Origin of the sequence: Streptomyces sp. ISL-12, assembly GCF_018614415.1 — a bacterium.
GTDB lineage: Bacteria > Actinomycetota > Actinomycetes > Streptomycetales > Streptomycetaceae > Streptomyces.
Genome location: NZ_JAGGOO010000032.1, coordinates 1 through 16,618 on the forward strand (window position 1 = coordinate 1; position 16,618 = coordinate 16,618).

16 protein-coding genes are annotated in these 16,618 nt (G+C 70.6%); 8 read left to right on the forward strand and 8 right to left on the reverse strand.

What is annotated here, in order from left to right; all coding sequences use genetic code 11:
* The first annotated feature begins 126 nt into the window (after window positions 1–126).
* The 4 genes from J7I94_RS09755 (at window position 127) to J7I94_RS09770 (ending at window position 1,974) form a co-directional block, all read left to right on the forward strand.
* Complete coding sequence (locus tag J7I94_RS09755) at window positions 127–294, forward strand: hypothetical protein (protein ID WP_215166586.1); 168 nt, start codon at window positions 127–129, stop codon at window positions 292–294.
* A gap of 117 nt (window positions 295–411) precedes the next feature.
* Window positions 412–813 carry a BlaI/MecI/CopY family transcriptional regulator gene (locus J7I94_RS09760; protein WP_251074909.1) on the forward strand — a complete coding sequence of 134 codons (402 nt, stop codon included), beginning with the start codon at window positions 412–414 and terminating at the stop codon, window positions 811–813.
* Window positions 814–822: 9 nt separating this feature from the next.
* Window positions 823–1,356 carry an amino-acid N-acetyltransferase gene (locus J7I94_RS09765; protein WP_189421975.1) on the forward strand — a complete coding sequence of 178 codons (534 nt, stop codon included), beginning with the start codon at window positions 823–825 and terminating at the stop codon, window positions 1,354–1,356.
* Between the two features lie 282 nt (window positions 1,357–1,638).
* Window positions 1,639–1,974: an Lsr2 family protein gene (locus J7I94_RS09770; protein WP_215166588.1), complete on the forward strand. Its 336-nt coding sequence runs from the start codon at window positions 1,639–1,641 to the stop codon at window positions 1,972–1,974.
* 59 nt (window positions 1,975–2,033) lie between these two features.
* On the opposite strand, the gene J7I94_RS09775 is transcribed toward J7I94_RS09770, so the two are convergent.
* A complete protein-coding gene (locus tag J7I94_RS09775) occupies window positions 2,034–2,699 on the reverse strand; it encodes an SCO3374 family protein (protein ID WP_308114529.1) in 666 nt (221 codons plus the stop codon).
* A 489-nt stretch (window positions 2,700–3,188) separates the two neighbouring features.
* Here J7I94_RS09775 and J7I94_RS09780 point away from each other — a divergent pair, with 489 nt between their 5' ends.
* Window positions 3,189–5,714, forward strand: coding sequence for an ATP-dependent Clp protease ATP-binding subunit (locus J7I94_RS09780; RefSeq protein WP_215166590.1), 2,526 nt, complete (start codon window positions 3,189–3,191; stop codon window positions 5,712–5,714).
* A gap of 261 nt (window positions 5,715–5,975) precedes the next feature.
* Here the strand turns inward: J7I94_RS09780 and J7I94_RS09785 are convergent, their stop codons facing one another.
* Window positions 5,976–6,614, reverse strand: a complete 639-nt coding sequence (locus tag J7I94_RS09785) for an HAD family acid phosphatase (RefSeq protein WP_215166591.1) — start codon at window positions 6,612–6,614, stop codon at window positions 5,976–5,978.
* A gap of 481 nt (window positions 6,615–7,095) precedes the next feature.
* Between J7I94_RS09785 and J7I94_RS09790 the strand changes: the two genes are divergently transcribed.
* Window positions 7,096–7,758, forward strand: coding sequence for a M23 family metallopeptidase (locus tag J7I94_RS09790; protein ID WP_215166592.1), 663 nt, complete (start codon window positions 7,096–7,098; stop codon window positions 7,756–7,758).
* Between the two features lie 34 nt (window positions 7,759–7,792).
* On the opposite strand, the gene J7I94_RS09795 is transcribed toward J7I94_RS09790, so the two are convergent.
* On the reverse strand, window positions 7,793–8,383 hold the full coding sequence (locus J7I94_RS09795; protein WP_215166593.1) for a TetR/AcrR family transcriptional regulator: 591 nt from the start codon (window positions 8,381–8,383) through the stop codon (window positions 7,793–7,795).
* A gap of 144 nt (window positions 8,384–8,527) precedes the next feature.
* On the opposite strand from J7I94_RS09795, the gene J7I94_RS09800 reads away from it, so the two are divergent.
* Entirely contained in the window at window positions 8,528–10,120 is a 1,593-nt protein-coding gene (locus tag J7I94_RS09800; RefSeq protein ID WP_215166594.1) for an MDR family MFS transporter, read from the forward strand.
* Between the two features lie 303 nt (window positions 10,121–10,423).
* On the opposite strand, the gene cseC is transcribed toward J7I94_RS09800, so the two are convergent.
* The 5 genes from cseC to J7I94_RS09825 all read right to left on the reverse strand — a co-directional run bounded on the left by cseC (window position 10,424) and on the right by J7I94_RS09825 (window position 15,465).
* Window positions 10,424–11,752, reverse strand: a complete 1,329-nt coding sequence (gene cseC, locus J7I94_RS09805) for a two-component system sensor histidine kinase CseC (protein ID WP_251074910.1) — start codon at window positions 11,750–11,752, stop codon at window positions 10,424–10,426.
* A 494-nt stretch (window positions 11,753–12,246) separates the two neighbouring features.
* Window positions 12,247–12,948 carry a two-component system response regulator CseB gene (gene cseB, locus J7I94_RS09810; protein ID WP_215166595.1) on the reverse strand — a complete coding sequence of 234 codons (702 nt, stop codon included), beginning with the start codon at window positions 12,946–12,948 and terminating at the stop codon, window positions 12,247–12,249.
* Window positions 12,949–13,067: 119 nt separating this feature from the next.
* Window positions 13,068–13,730, reverse strand: a complete 663-nt coding sequence (locus tag J7I94_RS09815) for a hypothetical protein (protein ID WP_374198372.1) — start codon at window positions 13,728–13,730, stop codon at window positions 13,068–13,070.
* Window positions 13,718–14,269: a SigE family RNA polymerase sigma factor gene (locus tag J7I94_RS09820; protein ID WP_215166596.1), complete on the reverse strand. Its 552-nt coding sequence runs from the start codon at window positions 14,267–14,269 to the stop codon at window positions 13,718–13,720. The genes J7I94_RS09815 and J7I94_RS09820 overlap by 13 nt, the downstream gene beginning before the upstream one ends.
* A 209-nt stretch (window positions 14,270–14,478) precedes the next feature.
* On the reverse strand, window positions 14,479–15,465 hold the full coding sequence (locus J7I94_RS09825; protein ID WP_251074908.1) for an A/G-specific adenine glycosylase: 987 nt from the start codon (window positions 15,463–15,465) through the stop codon (window positions 14,479–14,481).
* Window positions 15,466–15,726: 261 nt separating this feature from the next.
* Between J7I94_RS09825 and J7I94_RS09830 the strand changes: the two genes are divergently transcribed.
* The gene (locus tag J7I94_RS09830; protein WP_215166597.1) at window positions 15,727–16,578 is read left to right on the forward strand and encodes a hypothetical protein; all 852 of its coding nucleotides are present in this window, start codon (window positions 15,727–15,729) and stop codon (window positions 16,576–16,578) included.
* Window positions 16,579–16,618: the final 40 nt, after the last annotated feature.

The window sequence follows — 16,618 nt, forward strand, 5'->3', positions numbered from 1 at the left end:
CAAGCGCCCCGTCCCCACCCCGGGCGAGGTCTTCCCCCGCCGCAAGCCGGCCCCGCCCCCCGGCGCCGGCACCCCGGGGCAGCACCTCGCGGCAGGCTGACCCGGCCCGGTGGCTACCCTGGGGTCATGGACTACGTCTCCGCGCTCCTGCCCCCGGTCGTCATGGCCGTGCTCTTCGTCGCCGTGATCAGGGTGATCGTGAAGACCCAGGGCGGCGCCAACAAGGCCAAGGAGGACGCGGCCGTCGACGCCGCCATCGCGCAGGCGGAGGGCGCCCGCCGGACCGAGGCCTGAGCCGCCCCTTCTCGTCCCATTTGCCGGTGAAAGCGCACGTCCAGCACGCCCCGGGCGGAATCTCCCACTAGTGTGCTGAACGTGCCTCGCCCATTGGGAGAACTCGAAGACGCGGTCATGACCCGGGTGTGGAAGTGGAACCGCCCGGTGACCGTACGAGAAGTCCTTGAAGATCTCCAGCAGGAACGGTCGATCGCCTACACCACGGTGATGACCGTTTTGGACAATCTCCATCAGAAGGGCTGGGTCCGCCGGGAGGCCGAAGGCCGGGCCTATCGATATGAGGCGGTCTCCACCCGCGCCGCCTACGCCGCCGCCCTGATGAACGACGCGTGGTCCCAGAGCGACAACCCGGCCGCCGCCCTCATCGCCTTCTTCGGCATGATGAGCGAGGAACAGCGGCAGGCCCTCAGGGACGCCATCCGCATCGCCCAGGGACCCGAAACACCCGAGCCCCGGAACCTCCCGCAGAACCCTCCCCAGAACCCCGGCTCCGCACCCGGACCCGATGAGCGATAGCGTCCGCTCATGTCAGCAGTGAGCCCCGAAGTCACCGCAAAAGCCATCACCGTACGCCGGGCCCGCACCAGCGATGTCCCCTCCGTCCGCCGGCTCCTCGACGCGTACGTACGCGGCCGCATCCTGCTCGACAAAGCGACGGTGACGCTTTACGAGGACATCCAGGAGTTCTGGGTCGCGGAGCGGGACGACAACGCCGAGGTGGTCGGCTGCGGAGCCCTGCACGTGATGTGGGAAGACCTCGCGGAAGTACGGACTCTCGCGGTGAAGCCCGGCCTGAAGGGCGCGGGCGTCGGTCATCAGTTGCTGGAGAAGTTGCTGGAGACCGCGCGCTGGCTCGGCGTTCGCCGGGTTTTCTGTCTGACCTTCGAAGTCGACTTCTTCGGCAAGCACGGCTTCGTGGAGATCGGCGAGACGCCGGTCGACACCGATGTCTATGCGGAGCTGCTCCGTTCCTATGACGAGGGCGTCGCGGAGTTCCTGGGCCTCGAACGAGTGAAACCGAACACCTTGGGCAACAGCCGGATGCTTCTGCATCTGTGATCGTCACCGCCGGGCCTCCCGCATCTCCCGGTTCTGCCGCACGGGATCCGCACACATCCGCCAGGTTTATTCCCCCTGGGCGACCCTTCACGGGTGCCCTTTGTCCGAAACGCGTATGTTCCGGCCCTGGTGTGGGGTCGCTGCTCTCCGCCGGGGGTTTGTGTTTTTCCGGCAAAAGCGGTTTGCTTTCCGACGTACTGCAGTACTGCATATAACAAGGGGCGGCGATACGGCGGACCCCGGCGGACCCCGGCCCTCAAGTTATCGATGAAAGGAAATCCGGTGGCACAGAAGGTTCAGGTCCTTCTTGTCGATGACCTCGACGGCGGCGAGGCAGACGAGACCGTGACGTTCGCGCTCGACGGCAAGACGTACGAGATCGATCTCACCACTGCCAATGCGGACAAGCTCCGTGACCTTCTCGACCCTTACGTGAAGGGCGGCCGGCGCACCGGAGGCCGCGCTTCCGGCGGACGCGGCAAGGCCCGCGCTGCTTCCGGCGGCAGCCAGGACACCGCGGCGATCCGCGCCTGGGCGAAGGAGAACGGTTACGAGGTCAACGACCGCGGCCGTGTTCCGGCGACCATTCGCGAGGCCTACGAGAAGGCCAACGGCTGATCACCGGTTCCGCCGCCCCGATCACCGTCGGACACCCGGCGACAAAATCGGCGGCGAGCTCACCGGCACCCCTGCGAGCGCGGCGGGCCCGCGCCCCGCAGCCGGACGCGATGGCAGTGCGTGGCCACCGTGTCGACCAGCCGTACGAGATCGGGTGCGCGACCGGGGGCGCCCCCAACGCCCCCCAGAGCCCCGACAGCCGACAGCGCCGGCAACGAGGCTTCGACCTCACTCCCCGGCACGGGGGGCCGCAACCACACAGCGGCCCCCTGCCAACCGCCACCGGGCACCACCCCTCCCGCGAGGCCCGCCCGGCAGGGCACCGCGCCGTCCGCCCGGCAGGGCGCCGCCTCTGTCACCAGCCCGTCTGCCCGGCAGGGCGCCGCCTCTGTCACCAGCCCGTCTGCCCGGCAGGGCAGCGGTGCCTCCATGAGGCCGCCCGCCCCGCTCGCCGACAGGTCCAGCGGCAGCGACCCCCACTCCAGCCACCGCAGCAGCCCCGGCAGTTCCTCCGCGCTGCCCGCGGCCACCAGCAGCATCATCCGGTCGCCCCGCAGCGCCACCGGAGCGTGCGCGCCGAGCCGTCGCAGGGACGCGTGCCCGGCCTCGGCCGGAACGTCCAGGACGTCGAAGCGGACGCCGGTGCGCAGCCGTACCGGGATCCCCGGTGCCGTCTCCCAGCCCAGCCCGCCCTCGTACCACCGCCGCACCCGCTCCCACGCCACGGCGGAAGGATCCGGGGCGGCGGAAGCGCCCGGAGGGACCGCGGGTGTGACACCGACCATGCCAAGACCAACCGCCCCGAGGGCCGCGAGTTACGGTGGGTGTCCGAGTGGCCGCGCAGCGTGCCGGACGAGGGGGCGTGCGGGGGTGTGGCGAGGTGCAAGGTTGTTCGCCCGTAGCGGAGGGAAACGGTGTGCGCGGCATGGACTGTCAGTCCGAGCGGGTAAGACATCCCTAGTGGGAGGGGGCGACACGCAGAAAAGGCCGTCTCGCGTTCGCCATCGGCGTACTGGCGACTGGGGTAAGTGCCTGGCCTGCGGGAACATCGTCTCGCACCATCGGGTTGGAGCAGATGTCGGCGTTGCGGGTCAGGAGGCCATCGACGGTGTCGGCAGTTGGAATGAGCGGTCCCCGCTTGCGGGACTAAGCTGCGGAAGGACAGGGAGGGGAAGTTCCCCTTACTGCCTGACCGCTCTGAGGAGCGATTAACGATGTTCGAGAGGTTCACCGACCGCGCGCGGCGGGTTGTCGTCCTGGCTCAGGAAGAAGCCCGGATGCTCAACCACAACTACATCGGCACCGAGCACATCCTCCTGGGCCTGATCCACGAGGGTGAGGGTGTCGCCGCCAAGGCCCTTGAGAGCCTCGGGATTTCGCTCGAGGCGGTCCGCCAGCAGGTGGAGGAGATCATCGGCCAGGGCCAGCAGGCCCCGTCGGGTCACATCCCCTTCACCCCCCGTGCCAAGAAGGTCCTGGAGCTGTCGCTCCGCGAGGCCCTTCAGCTGGGCCACAACTACATCGGCACGGAGCACATCCTGCTCGGCCTGATCCGTGAGGGCGAGGGCGTCGCCGCCCAGGTCCTGGTCAAGCTGGGCGCAGACCTCAACCGGGTGCGGCAGCAGGTCATCCAGCTGCTCTCCGGTTACCAGGGCAAGGAGACCGCCACCGCCGGCGGCCCTGCCGAGGGCACGCCCTCGACGTCCCTGGTCCTCGACCAGTTCGGCCGGAACCTCACCCAGGCCGCTCGTGAGTCCAAGCTCGACCCGGTCATCGGGCGCGAGAAGGAGATCGAGCGGGTCATGCAGGTGCTGTCCCGCCGTACGAAGAACAACCCGGTCCTGATCGGTGAGCCCGGTGTCGGCAAGACCGCCGTCGTCGAGGGCCTCGCGCAGGCCATCGTCAAGGGCGAGGTGCCCGAAACCCTCAAGGACAAGCACCTCTACACCCTGGACCTCGGCGCGCTGGTCGCCGGCTCCCGCTACCGCGGTGACTTCGAGGAGCGCCTGAAGAAGGTGCTCAAGGAGATCCGCACCCGCGGCGACATCATCCTGTTCATCGACGAGCTGCACACGCTGGTCGGTGCGGGTGCCGCCGAGGGCGCCATCGACGCCGCTTCGATCCTGAAGCCGATGCTGGCCCGCGGTGAGCTGCAGACCATCGGCGCCACCACCCTGGACGAGTACCGCAAGCACCTGGAGAAGGACGCGGCCCTGGAGCGCCGCTTCCAGCCCATCCAGGTCGCGGAGCCCTCCCTGCCGCACACGATCGAGATCCTCAAGGGTCTGCGTGACCGCTACGAGGCCCACCACCGTGTCTCCATCACGGACGAGGCCCTCGTCCAGGCGGCCACCCTGGCCGACCGGTACATCTCGGACCGCTTCCTGCCGGACAAGGCGATCGACCTGATCGACGAGGCCGGCTCCCGGATGCGCATCCGCCGGATGACCGCGCCGCCGGACCTGCGCGAGTTCGACGAGAAGATCGCCGGCGTCCGCCGCGACAAGGAGTCCGCGATCGACTCGCAGGACTTCGAGAAGGCCGCCTCCCTGCGCGACAAGGAGAAGCAGCTCCTCGCCGCGAAGGCCAAGCGGGAGAAGGAGTGGAAGGCCGGCGACATGGACGTCGTCGCCGAGGTCGACGGCGAGCTGATCGCCGAGGTCCTCGCGACCGCCACCGGCATCCCGGTCTTCAAGCTCACCGAGGAGGAGTCCTCGCGACTCCTGCGCATGGAGGACGAGCTCCACAAGCGGGTCATCGGCCAGAAGGACGCCGTCAAGGCGCTCTCGAAGGCGATCCGCCGTACGCGGGCCGGTCTGAAGGACCCGAAGCGTCCGGGTGGCTCGTTCATCTTCGCCGGTCCGTCCGGTGTCGGTAAGACCGAGCTGTCCAAGGCGCTCGCCGAGTTCCTCTTCGGTGACGAGGACGCGCTGATCTCCCTCGACATGTCGGAGTTCAGCGAGAAGCACACGGTGTCGCGTCTCTTCGGTTCGCCCCCCGGCTACGTGGGCTACGAAGAGGGCGGACAGCTGACCGAGAAGGTCCGCCGCAAGCCGTTCTCCGTCGTCCTCTTCGACGAGGTCGAGAAGGCCCACCCGGACATCTTCAACTCGCTGCTGCAGATCCTGGAGGACGGTCGCCTGACCGACTCCCAGGGCCGGGTCGTGGACTTCAAGAACACGGTCATCATCATGACGACCAACCTCGGCACGCGGGACATCTCCAAGGGCTTCAACCTCGGCTTCGCCGCCGCGGGTGACACGAAGACCAACTACGAGCGCATGAAGAACAAGGTCTCGGACGAGCTGAAGCAGCACTTCCGGCCCGAGTTCCTCAACCGCGTCGACGACGTGGTCGTCTTCCCGCAGCTGACCCAGGACGACATCCTCGCGATCGTCGACCTGATGATCGGCAAGGTGGACGAGCGCCTCAAGGACCGGGACATGGGCCTGGAGCTCTCCCAGTCCGCCAAGGAGCTGCTGTCCAAGAAGGGTTACGACCCGGTGCTGGGCGCGCGTCCGCTGCGTCGCACGATCCAGCGCGAGATCGAGGACACGCTGTCGGAGAAGATCCTCTTCGGCGAGCTGCGCCCCGGCCACATCGTGGTCGTGGACACCGAGGGCGAGGGCGAGGCCAAGACCTTCACCTTCCGGGGTGAGGAGAAGTCGGCCCTCCCCGACGTCCCGCCGATCGAGCAGGCGGCCGGCGGTGCCGGCCCGAACCTGAGCAAGGAGGCGTAAGCCTCGACGAGAAGGGGCCGGTGCTCACCAGAGCACCGGCCCCTTCTCCATGCCCGCGCACAGGGCCGTACGCGCCCGCACAGCGCCCTACCCATCTGCGCAGGGTCCCGCACGCGCCCGCGCAGGGCCCGCACGCGCCCGTAAAGGCCCGGTGCAAGCCCGCACGCGCCCGTACAGGCCCGTACAGCCCCGGTACAAGCCTGCACGCGCCCGCGCAGCCCCGGTACAAGCCCGCACGCGCCCGCGCAGGGCCGCCGGAGGCTACGACAGCTGTCCGTCGTAGTCCGGCAGCTTGAACGTCTTCTCCGCGTGGCCGCCCGACAGGTCACTGGCGCTGTTGCCGATGTTGGCGATGATCGTGTAGCCCTGGGACTCGATGGCGACGCGCTGGGCGGTCTTGTAGGCGGCGACGTCCTCGAAGAGGTCGAGGAACCCGCGGACGTACAGACCGGAGACCTCGTAGCCGGCCTGGTCGAGGTTGTACTCCGTCGGCGCGTAGAGGATGCCGGGGCGGGCCGTCACGAAGAACAGGGCGACGCCGTGCTCCTGGGCGTACTGGGCGGCCTCCAGCACCGGCTGGTTGGCGGGCTGCGGGAAGCTGAAGCCGAAGTCGGTCTCCAGCGAGGTGTTGTCGATGTCGAGGACGACGGCCTGCTTCTCACCGGAGCCCGCGGCGGCGATGCGCTGCTTCAGATAGGGCAGCGCCTGGTCCATCACGGCCCGGCAGTCCCGCTGCCAGGTGTCGTAGTCGACGTCCGCGGCGGCGGAGGCCGTCACGGCGGCGGAGCCGGTGGACGCGGGAGCGCTCGTCGCCGCCTCGGCGGGCGCCGCGAGGGAGACGAGGGCCGCCGCGGAGACGGTGGTCAGGGCGAGCCGACGCAGCCAGGGACGTCTGGTCATAAGGGCTTCTCCCGTTCGTACGAGCCGTACACGCTGTTTGTTGTCGCGTGCATGCTCGGTGCCGAGGGTGGCGCGGGAGGAACCGTGGGGTTACCGGTGGGTAAGTAGTGGCGGTCGCGCCTCGGTCGCGCCTGGCGCCGGAGTAGCCCCCGTCACAATCCACCGGTCGTCGATCGTGGCCGCTGGTGACTTGCCGCACAGGCGATCCGGGGGGCACTACGGGGAATAGTAGACAGGGCGAGAACTAATAAATCGGACATATCTCCGCACGGAAGGGCCGTGTTCCCACCCTTCTGACCTGCTTTGTCCTGAATGAGATGCCTGGCGAGGGAAGAGAAGTTTCGGCCTCAATTACTAGTTACGGTCGTAGGTCACACCTTTGTGCGGGTACGGCCGGGTGGGTTACCAAGGTGGAGCCCGCCCGGTGAGCGACCGTTCGTCGGATGGGCGTTCCCCTGATCCCGTCCCCATGAGGTTCCGCATGTCTCCGCGTGTCACGTCCCGCTCTTCCCGTACGACCGCCATCCGCACCCGCGCCGCAGTCCTGGCCGCCGGCCTGGGAGCCTCGGTCGCGCTGGGGGCCGGGGTCGCGGCAGCCGCCGACACCACGGCGGCCTCCAGCACCGCCGGTGCCGTCCAGGCGCAGGCCGAGGCTCAGGCCAAGGCCGCGAAGACCGCCACCGCCAAGAAGGCCGAGACCAAGCAGGCCGCCGCCAAGAAGGCCGCCTCCTGGGTCGACCCGGTCAAGAGCTACACGCTCAGCGCCAAGTTCAACCAGGCCGGCGGCATGTGGTCGGCCAAGCACAGTGGCCAGGACTTCGCCGTGCCCACCGGCACCAACGTGATGGCCGTGCACGGCGGCACCGTCGTCAAGGCCGGCGGCAACGGCGCCGGTGACGGCCCCGCCTACGGCAACGCCATCGTCATCAAGCACAGCAACGGCACGTACTCCCAGTACGCCCACCTGTCGCGGATCGACGTGAAGGTCGGCCAGGTCGTCACGACCGGCCAGCACATCGCCGCCTCCGGCTCCACCGGCAACTCCAGCGGCCCGCACCTGCACTTCGAGATCCGTACGACCCCGAACTACGGCTCGGCCGTCGACCCGGTGGCCTTCCTGCGCTCGCACGGCGTGACCGTCTGACGGGTGTCAGGGCGGGTGTGACCCGACAAGAGCCTCAGTTGCCCTGATGGGCCTGGGTGATCAGATCGATGGCGACCTCGAGAACGGCCTTGCGCTTGGTCTCGGGGTCGCCTTCGAGGTCGTGCAGGACGAACATCCCCGCGTGCAGCGTGAACAGCGCGCTGACGCAGCGCACCTGGTCGGTCATGTCCGCCTCGGGGTCGACCAGGATGTCCTTCAGGCTCAGCGTGCGGCTCTTGAGCATCTCGCCGATGCGCAGTTCCCGTATCGTCGCCTGGTTCTCCTGCATGAAGCGGAACAGCGGGGCGGCGCCCGACAGGGCCGCGCTGTACCGGCGCACTATCTCCTGCTTCGTCTCCAGGGAACGGGGCTGTTCCAGCCCCCACTCGATCAGCTCCTCCATGGGCTGAGTGAGGTCCTCGAAGATGCTGACCAGGATCTCTTCCTTGGTCTTGAAGTGGTAGTAGAGAGCCGCCTTCGTGACCTCCAGGCGCTCGGCGATCTCGCGCAGGGAGGTCTTCTCGTACCCCTGCTCGGCGAAGAGTTCGAGCGCCACGTCCTGGATGCGCTGGCGGGTGTCCCCGCGGCGTCGGTGCTGCTTGGTGCCGTCCATCGTGTCGCCCATCTTCCTACGTCGCCTCCGTGCCGCGCACGTCCCGAGCGTTCCGGAAGAACTTACTTGACGCCCGGCTAGTTGCGCGGCTACCTTCCGAGTGTAGTCACTAGCCGGGCGGCAAGTAAGTCCCCGGAGGCTGGGGGAGACGGAGCGATGGCGGAAACAGCGACGGCCGGGGCGACCGGCGAGAAACAACCGAGGAGCGTGCGGGTCGTCCTGCTGGCGCTCATGATCGCGATGATGCTCGCGATGCTGGACAACATGATCATCGGCACCGCGATGCCGACGATCGTCGGCGAGCTGGGCGGACTGGAACACCTCTCGTGGGTGGTCACCGCGTACACCCTCGCCACCGCGGCCGCCACGCCGCTGTGGGGCAAGCTCGGCGACATGTACGGCCGCAAGGGCACGTTCATGACGTCGATCGTCCTGTTCCTGATCGGCTCGGCGCTCAGCGGCATGGCCCAGGACATGGGTCAGCTCATCGGCTTCCGCGCCGTGCAGGGCCTGGGCGCCGGCGGTCTGATGGTCGGCGTCATGGCGATCATCGGCGACCTGATACCGCCCCGCGAGCGCGGCAAGTACCAGGGCATGATGGCCGGCGTCATGGCGCTGGCGATGATCGGCGGACCGCTGGTCGGCGGCACCATCACCGACCACTGGGGCTGGCGCTGGTCCTTCTACATCAACCTGCCGCTGGGCGCCGTCGCGCTGGTGCTGATCAGCGTCGTCCTGCACCTGCCGAAGAAGCGGGCCGAGGCGCGCATCGACTATCTCGGCGCCGCGCTGCTGACCATCGGCATCACCGCGATCGTCCTGGTCACCACCTGGGGCGGCACGGAGTACGCGTGGACCTCCGCGCGGATCATGGAGCTGATCGGCATCGGGGTCGCCGCGCTGGTCGGGTTCGTGTTCTGGCAGACCAGGGCCGCCGAGCCGATCATGCCGCTGCACATCTTCCGCAGCCGCAACTTCACGCTGATGTCCGTGATCGGCTTCATCACCGGCTTCGTGATGTTCGGCGCCACGCTCTTCCTGCCGCTGTACCAGCAGTCGGTGCAGGGCGCGTCCGCGACCAACTCCGGGCTGCTGCTCCTGCCGATGCTGGGCGCGATGCTGGTCACGTCGATGGTGGCGGGCAGGGTGACCACCAACACCGGCCGGTACAAGATCTTCCCGATAGCCGGCGGCGTGCTGATGACGGTGGGGCTGTTCCTGCTGTCACTGATGGACACGGAGACCTCGCGGTTCACGTCCGGGGTGTACATGGCCGTCGTGGGTCTCGGCATGGGCTGCCTGATGCAGATCACGATGCTGGTCGCGCAGAACAGCGTGGAGATGAAGGACATGGGCGTGGCCTCCTCGTCCACCACCCTCTTCCGCACCCTCGGCTCCTCCTTCGGCGTCGCGATCATGGGCGCGCTCTTCAACCACCGCGTCCAGGACGTGATGGCCGAGCGGGCCGGGGATCTGGGCTCGAAGGTGACCGAGCAGTCCGCCCAGCTCGACGCGGCGAGCCTGGCCAAGCTGCCGGCACTGGCCCGGGAGGCGTACCAGCACGCCGTGTCGGCGGGCACCCACGGGGCGTTCCTGCTCGGCGCCGGGGTGGCGGTGCTCGCGCTGGTCGCGGCCCTGTTCGTCAAGGAGGTCCCGCTGAAGGGGACGGGCCCGAAGACGGTCCAGGAACGCGGGGACGGTCCGGGCGAGGGCACGGCGCTGAAGGCACCGGCGACCGAGGCGGTCTGACAGTGGCCGGACGGTTGTCCGGCGCAGTGGCCGGACGGTTGTCCGGCACAGCGGTCGGGCAGCCGCCGGAGAGCCGGCCGTCCGGGAAGCTGCCGGACCGCTGACTGACCGCCGACGGCGGCCGTCACAACCGTCGGCAGCCATCAGCGGCCGCACAGCCGTCAGCAGCCGTCAGCAGGCTTCGGCAGCCGTCCGACCGGCCGGCCGGCAACACGCACCACCGCGGCCCCCGGACCGTTCCAGGTCAGGGGCCCCATCCGTCGGCGGGGCCGGACCAGCCGGCCCCGCCGGTCAGTCGCCCGGTCAGTCGCCGCCCGTCGGCTGATCCGGCAGCATCGGAAAGCTGCCGGTGTTCGTCGGCGCGTGTTCCGGCAGCCACAGCACGGCGACGGCTCCCTCGGCGGGCGCGTCCTCGGGCGCACCGGGGGGCCGTACGTTGCGGAAGGTCAGCCGCGCGCCCATGACCCGGGCCTGCCCGGCCGCGATGGTCAGCCCCAGCCCGTGGCCCCGGCCGGCCCGGTCCGCGCTGCCGGTGCGGAAGCGGCTCGGGCCCTCGGCGAGCAGCCCCTCGGGGAAGCCGGGACCGTGGTCGCGTACCCGCACCACCCGCCCCTCGACGCTGACCTCGATGGGCGGCCGGCCGTGCCGGGCGGCGTTGGCCAGCAGGTTGAACAGCACCCGCTCCAGGCGGCGCGGGTCGGTGGTGACCTCCGACTCGTGCAGCACCCGCACGGTGACGTCCCCACCCTTGGCCGCCACCCGCCGGGCCACGAACTCGCCCAGCACGATGTCCTGCAGCTCGGCCCGCTCCGAGGCGCTGTCCAGCCGGGCCACCTCCAGCACGTCCTCGACCAGGGTGCGCATCGCCTTGGCCCGGTCCAGCACCAGCTCGGTGGGCCGGCCCGGCGGCAGCAGCTCGGCGGCGGTCAGCAGCCCCGTCACCGGAGTGCGCAGTTCGTGCGCGATGTCGGCGGTGACCCGGCGCTCCGCCTCCAGCCGCTGCTGCAACGTCTCCGTCATCGCGTCCACCGCCCGCGCGAGGTCGTCGGTCTCGTCCCGCACCACCCCGCCGATGGCGTCCCGCACCCGTACGTCGGTCTCGCCGGCGGCGACCTGGTTCGCGGCGGCGGCGGCCTTGCGCAGCCGGCGCGAGAGCTGCCCGCCGATGAGCACGCCGAGCGCGCTGCCGCCCAGGACGACCGTGATCGAGCCGATGACCAGGGCCTGGTCGAGGTCTTCGAGGATGTCGGAGCTGCGGTCGGTGAACCCGGTGTGCAGCGACATCACATGCCCGTCCTTGAGCGGCACGGCGGCCCAGATGTCGGCGGCGCCGCCCGGCCGGTCGGAGACGAAGGTCGCCCGGCGCCCCTCCTGGGCCTTCGCGCGCAGCTCGGGGGGCAGGCCCGGGTCGTCGATCTGGGCGTTGGGGAAGTTGAGCCGTCCCGACAGTTCGTAGTTGCGCTGGGCGATCAGGACCCGCTCGTCGGCGAGGTCACGCGCGTTGTCCAGCATCGACACCCGGGCGGCGTTGTGCACGACCAGGCTGAGCGCGATCGCGACCAGCGCGCCGACCAGCGCGATGGCCGCGCTCAGCTTCCACCGCAGCCCGGTACGGATGCCGGCCCGCCGCAGCACGGCGGCCCGCCGGCCGGTACGGGCACCCGCGCGCCGGAGCGCCGTTGCCGGCCGGCCCGTACGCGTACGGGCGCGCCGCGGCACGACCGTCGGCCCGCCGCCGGTACGGATGCCCGCGCGACGGGCATCGACACCACGGGTCTCCGGACCACGAATCTCCGCTTCACGGACATCGGCGCCAAGGGTCTCCGGACCACGAGTCTCCGCTTCACGGACATCGGCGCCAAGGGTCTCCGGACCACGAGTCTCCGCTTCACGGACATCGGCGCCAAGGGTCTCCGGACCACGAGTCTCCGCTTCACGGACATCGGCGCCAAGGGTCTCCGCGCCAAGGGTCTCCGCTTCACGGACATCGGCATCACGAGTCTCCGCACCACGAGTCTCCGCCCCACGGATACCCGCGAGACGCCCGCCACGGACACCACCGCCCCCGCGCCGCAGCGCCGCGCCCCGCAGACGCCGGATGAACCCCCGCATACGCCCTCAGCCCCTCAGGCCTTGAGCTTGTAGCCGAAGCCGCGGACCGTCTCGATCCGGTCCTGGCCGATCTTCGTGCGCAGCCGCTGCACATGGACGTCGACGACCCGGGTGTCCCCGCCCCAGCCGTAGTCCCACACGCGTTCCAGCAGCCGGTCCCGGGAGAGCACCGTGCCCGGCGCGGTGGAGAACTCCAGCAGCAGCCGCATCTCCGTCGGCGTCAGCGCCACCGGCCGCCCCTCCCGGCGTACCTCCATGCCCTCGGTGTCCACCTCAAGCGCGCCGAAGGTCAGCACCCCGCCGGCCGCCGCGGCGCCCCGGTCGTCGTACCGGCCGCCGCCCGCGTGACCGAAGCGGCGCAGCACCGCGCGGATCCGGGCGACCAGCACCGCCGCGTCGAACGGCTTGGTCACGTAGTCGTCGGCGCCCGCCTCCAGACCCAGCACCACGTCGATGGAGTCGGCCCGCGCCGACAGCATGATCACCGGCACCGTGGACTCGTCCCGGATGCGGCGGCACAGGCTGACCCCGTCCAGCCCCGGGACCATGACGTCCAGCAGCGCGATGTCGGGTCGTCTCGCCCGGAACGCCTCCAGACCCGACAGGCCGTCGGGCATCGCGGTGACCGCGAAGCCGTCCCGCTCCAGGGTGAGCTGGGTGGCCTCGCGGATGACGTCGTCGTCCTCGACGAACAGGACGTGGGTCTGGTCTGTCATCCGGGTGCTCTCAGTCCTCGAAGGTGGTCGGTGCGGGCGCCGCGAGCCGGTCACTGTTCCATCGGTCCGGACGGCCCGTCCGGTTCACTCGCGCGGTCATGCCGGGGCCGGTGCCCGGGTCAGCTGTCAGGGACCGGCGAGGCACCGGTCCCGACGGCGTTGCTGTAGTCGTTGTGCGTGCGGTACTTCTCGACGAACCGGCCCGAGGTCCAGCGGTACGTGATCACGTTCTCGCCGGACGGGACCGACACCGTGTCGTCCTTCTCGTAGACCTGCTTGGCCACCACCAGGTCGCCGCGGTCGATCTCCGCGTAGACCGGCGGTTCCTCCGCCTTGAACACGTGCTGGTACCAGCCGTTCTCCTCCCGGTACACATAGCTGCCCACGCCGACCGCGTCGCCGCAGGTCAGGACGTTGACGACGATGTCCTCGGCGGGGCCGCCGGTCAGGTCCCCGTAACTGACGTCGACGGGGTACTCGTCGGCGACGCACGGCTTCAGCTCCCGCTTGACCTCCGCCGAGACCTGCGGGTCGTTCTTGACCAGGCGGACCGCGTCCACCCGGCCGGCGGCCTTGGCCGAGGAGACCGACGGCGAGGGGGAGGCGGCCGGGACGGTCACCGACTCGGCGCGGGCCGGCCCCTCGTCGCGGGCGCCGGTGCCGCCGGCCGTGCAGCCGGCGAGCAGCACGGCGACGGCGACGGCCCCGGCCACCGCCGGAACCGCCGCCCTGACGCCCACCCGGCCCGGTCCGGACCGTGGGCCGCCGCTCAGGCCGCGCACCGCTCCCGCTCCTCGTGCTCCAGCGCGCGCGCGTCCGACTCGCGGGCCACCAGCTCCTCGCGGAGCCGGGCCAGCGCCCGGTGCAGCGTGCTCTTGACGGTGCCGGCCGACATGCCGAGGGCGGCGGCCGTCTCCTCCGTGGTCATCTGCTCCCAGTGTCGCAGCACGACCACGCTGCGCTGCTTGGGGGCGAGCACCTTCAGTACGTCCATCAGCAGCGCCCGGTCGGCGTGCTGGTCGGCGGCGTCGTCCACGCAGGGCTCCGGGAGCTGCTCGGTCGGCACCTCCTCCAGCTTGCGCGCCCGCCACCACTCGGTCCGCGTGTTGATCATGACCCGGCGCAGATAGGCGTCCGCGAGCCGCTTGTCCTCGATGGTCTCCCAGCGGCCGTACGTGCGGACCAGCGCCGTCTGGAGCAGGTCCTGGGCGTCGACCGGGTCCGGGACCAGCCGGCGGGCACTGCGCAGCAGCGCGTCCTGCCGGGTGCGGACGTACTCTTCGAATCCCAGCACCTCGCCCTGCGCCTGCGCCTGCGCCATGGTGAACCGCCTCCCGTTCCCCGTTGTGTGTTCCGTGGTCCTGCTGTGCCTGACGGGCACGGGAACGAAGCTAGGGAAGCGTTGTCACGGCGCTGTGCGAGGAAGGCCGCGACTGGCAATCGGCTGTCCGTCGGTTGTGTAACGGAAGTAAGGCCCGGATAAAGACGAGGGCTGGTTGGGGCGGTTATCGGCGCCTTCGTCCGTACGAATCAGGCCAGTGGCAGCCGGTAACGGCCACCGGACAGCGGCTCGACCAGTCCGTCGGCGACCAGGCCGTCCAGGGCGCGGGCCCGCTGGACCGGCTCGTGCCAGACCCGGTCGAGGGCCGCCTGCGGGACCGGCCCGGGGGCCTCCCGCAGTACGGCCAGCAGCCGGCCCCGCACCTGACGGTCGGTGCCCGCGTAGGTCTGGCCGCGGCGCGGCGGGCCGTCGTGGGCGGGCTTGCCCGCCAGCCGCCAGGCGCACTGCGCGGCGATCGGGCAGCGGTGGCACGACTCGTTCTTCGCGGTGCACACCAGCGCGCCCAGCTCCATGGAGGCGGCGGCCCAGCGCGCGGCGGTCGGCTCGTCGTCCGGCAGCAGCGCGCGGGCGAGCCGGCGCTCGGCGGCGGTGGTGGCGTTCGGCGGGTACTGCACACCGGTGACGGCCCGGGCGAAGACCCGGCGGACGTTGGTGTCCAGCACGGCGTGGCGCCGGCCGTAGGCGAACGAGGCGACGGCGGCGGCCGTGTACTCGCCGATGCCGGGCAGCGCGAGCAGCGCCGCGTGGTCGGACGGTACGTCGCCGCCGTGCCGTTCCGCTATGGCGGCGGCGGCGCCGTGCAGCCGCAGCGCGCGGCGCGGGTAGCCGAGCCGGCCCCAGGCGCGGACGGCCTCGCCGGGGGCCTCCGCGGCGAGGCCGGCGGGGCGCGGCCAGCGGGCCAGCCACTGCTCGTAGACGGGCAGGACGCGGCTGACCGGGGTCTGCTGGAGCATGAACTCGCTGACCATGACGCCCCAGGCACCGGCCTCCGGGCGCCGCCACGGCAGGTCGCGGGCGTGTTCGTCGAACCAGTCGATGACGGGGGCGTGCAGCGGCGAGCCGGAACCGGCCGGGACGGGCTCGGCGGGACCGGTGTGCGGGGGCTGGGTCTCGGTCTGAGGCTGAGGCTCGGTCTGGGGCTGAGGCTGGGTCTGAGGCTTCGTGGGCGCAGTCATGGCCTACCGATCCTGCCACGGGAGGGCGGTCCGACGGGCGCAGCGCCACCCGGTGACGTACGTCAAGCCATGGCCAGAGCTGCAAGCGCTGCGGCTGTGAAGACGCATGGGGCCGACCGTCGCGACGGTCGACCGTTTCGTCCGTTTACGGGTACTGACGGAGCGTCAGGGCCGGTCTCCGGAATGATGATCCGCAAAAGTTGATGCCCCGAACGGCGGGTGGCGCAAGGTAACGCACCGATCTCTCGTACAGTTTCCGCCGTGGGATCTCTGCGCAATCCGGTCGGGCCGCTTCCCTCCTCCATCTACTGGCGTCGGAGGGCCGTACTGCTGTCCGTCGTCGTCGTGTTGGCGCTTCTGGTCACGTGGATCATGACCATGGGCGGCGGGGGCGGCGGGGGCGGTCACGACGACGGTGCCGACGGCAAGAATCCCGCTCCCTCGATCACGCCGGGCCCCTCGGGTTCGGGGCCCGCGATCAGCCAAGCGCCGGGCGGGCGCGACGAGTCGGGGGACGAGGACTCCGGTGGTACCGGCTCCGGCGGGGAGGACGGCTCGGGTGATGGCTCGGGCGACGGTTCGGGATCCGGCGCGGGGGAGTCCGGTGGCGGCTCCGGTGACGCGGGCGGTTCGGGTTCCGGCAGCGGCTCAGGAGGGGGTACGGCCGCCGGTGTCGGCTCGGGCGACGCGCTGCCGGCGGGGACCTCGCTGCCCGACTGCACCGCCGGCGCGGTCGAGTTGAGCCTGCGCAGCGTGCGCAACACCTACGAGCCGGGCCAGACCCCCGCCTTCGAACTCACCGCGCGCAACACCTCCGGGAGCGACTGCAAAGTCGATCTCGGGCCCGAGCACGCGGTGGTGACGATCACCCCGGCCGACGGCGACGACGCGTTCTGGTCCTCCGACGACTGTGTGAAGGGCGCCGAAAGCCTGGTGTTCCGGGTCCCGGCCGGCACCGGCATCACCTACACGGTCAAGTGGGACCGCAAGCCGAGCGCCCCCGAGTGCGCGACCCCCAAGTCCGGCAAGGCGAAGGCGGGCACGTACCTGGTCGAGGCCAAGGCCCCGGGCTTCACGAAGACGCAGACGTCGTTCGTACTGGAGCCCAGCTGAAACGCGCCCCCCAGGGCCGGTCGTTTGGATCACGCCGCAG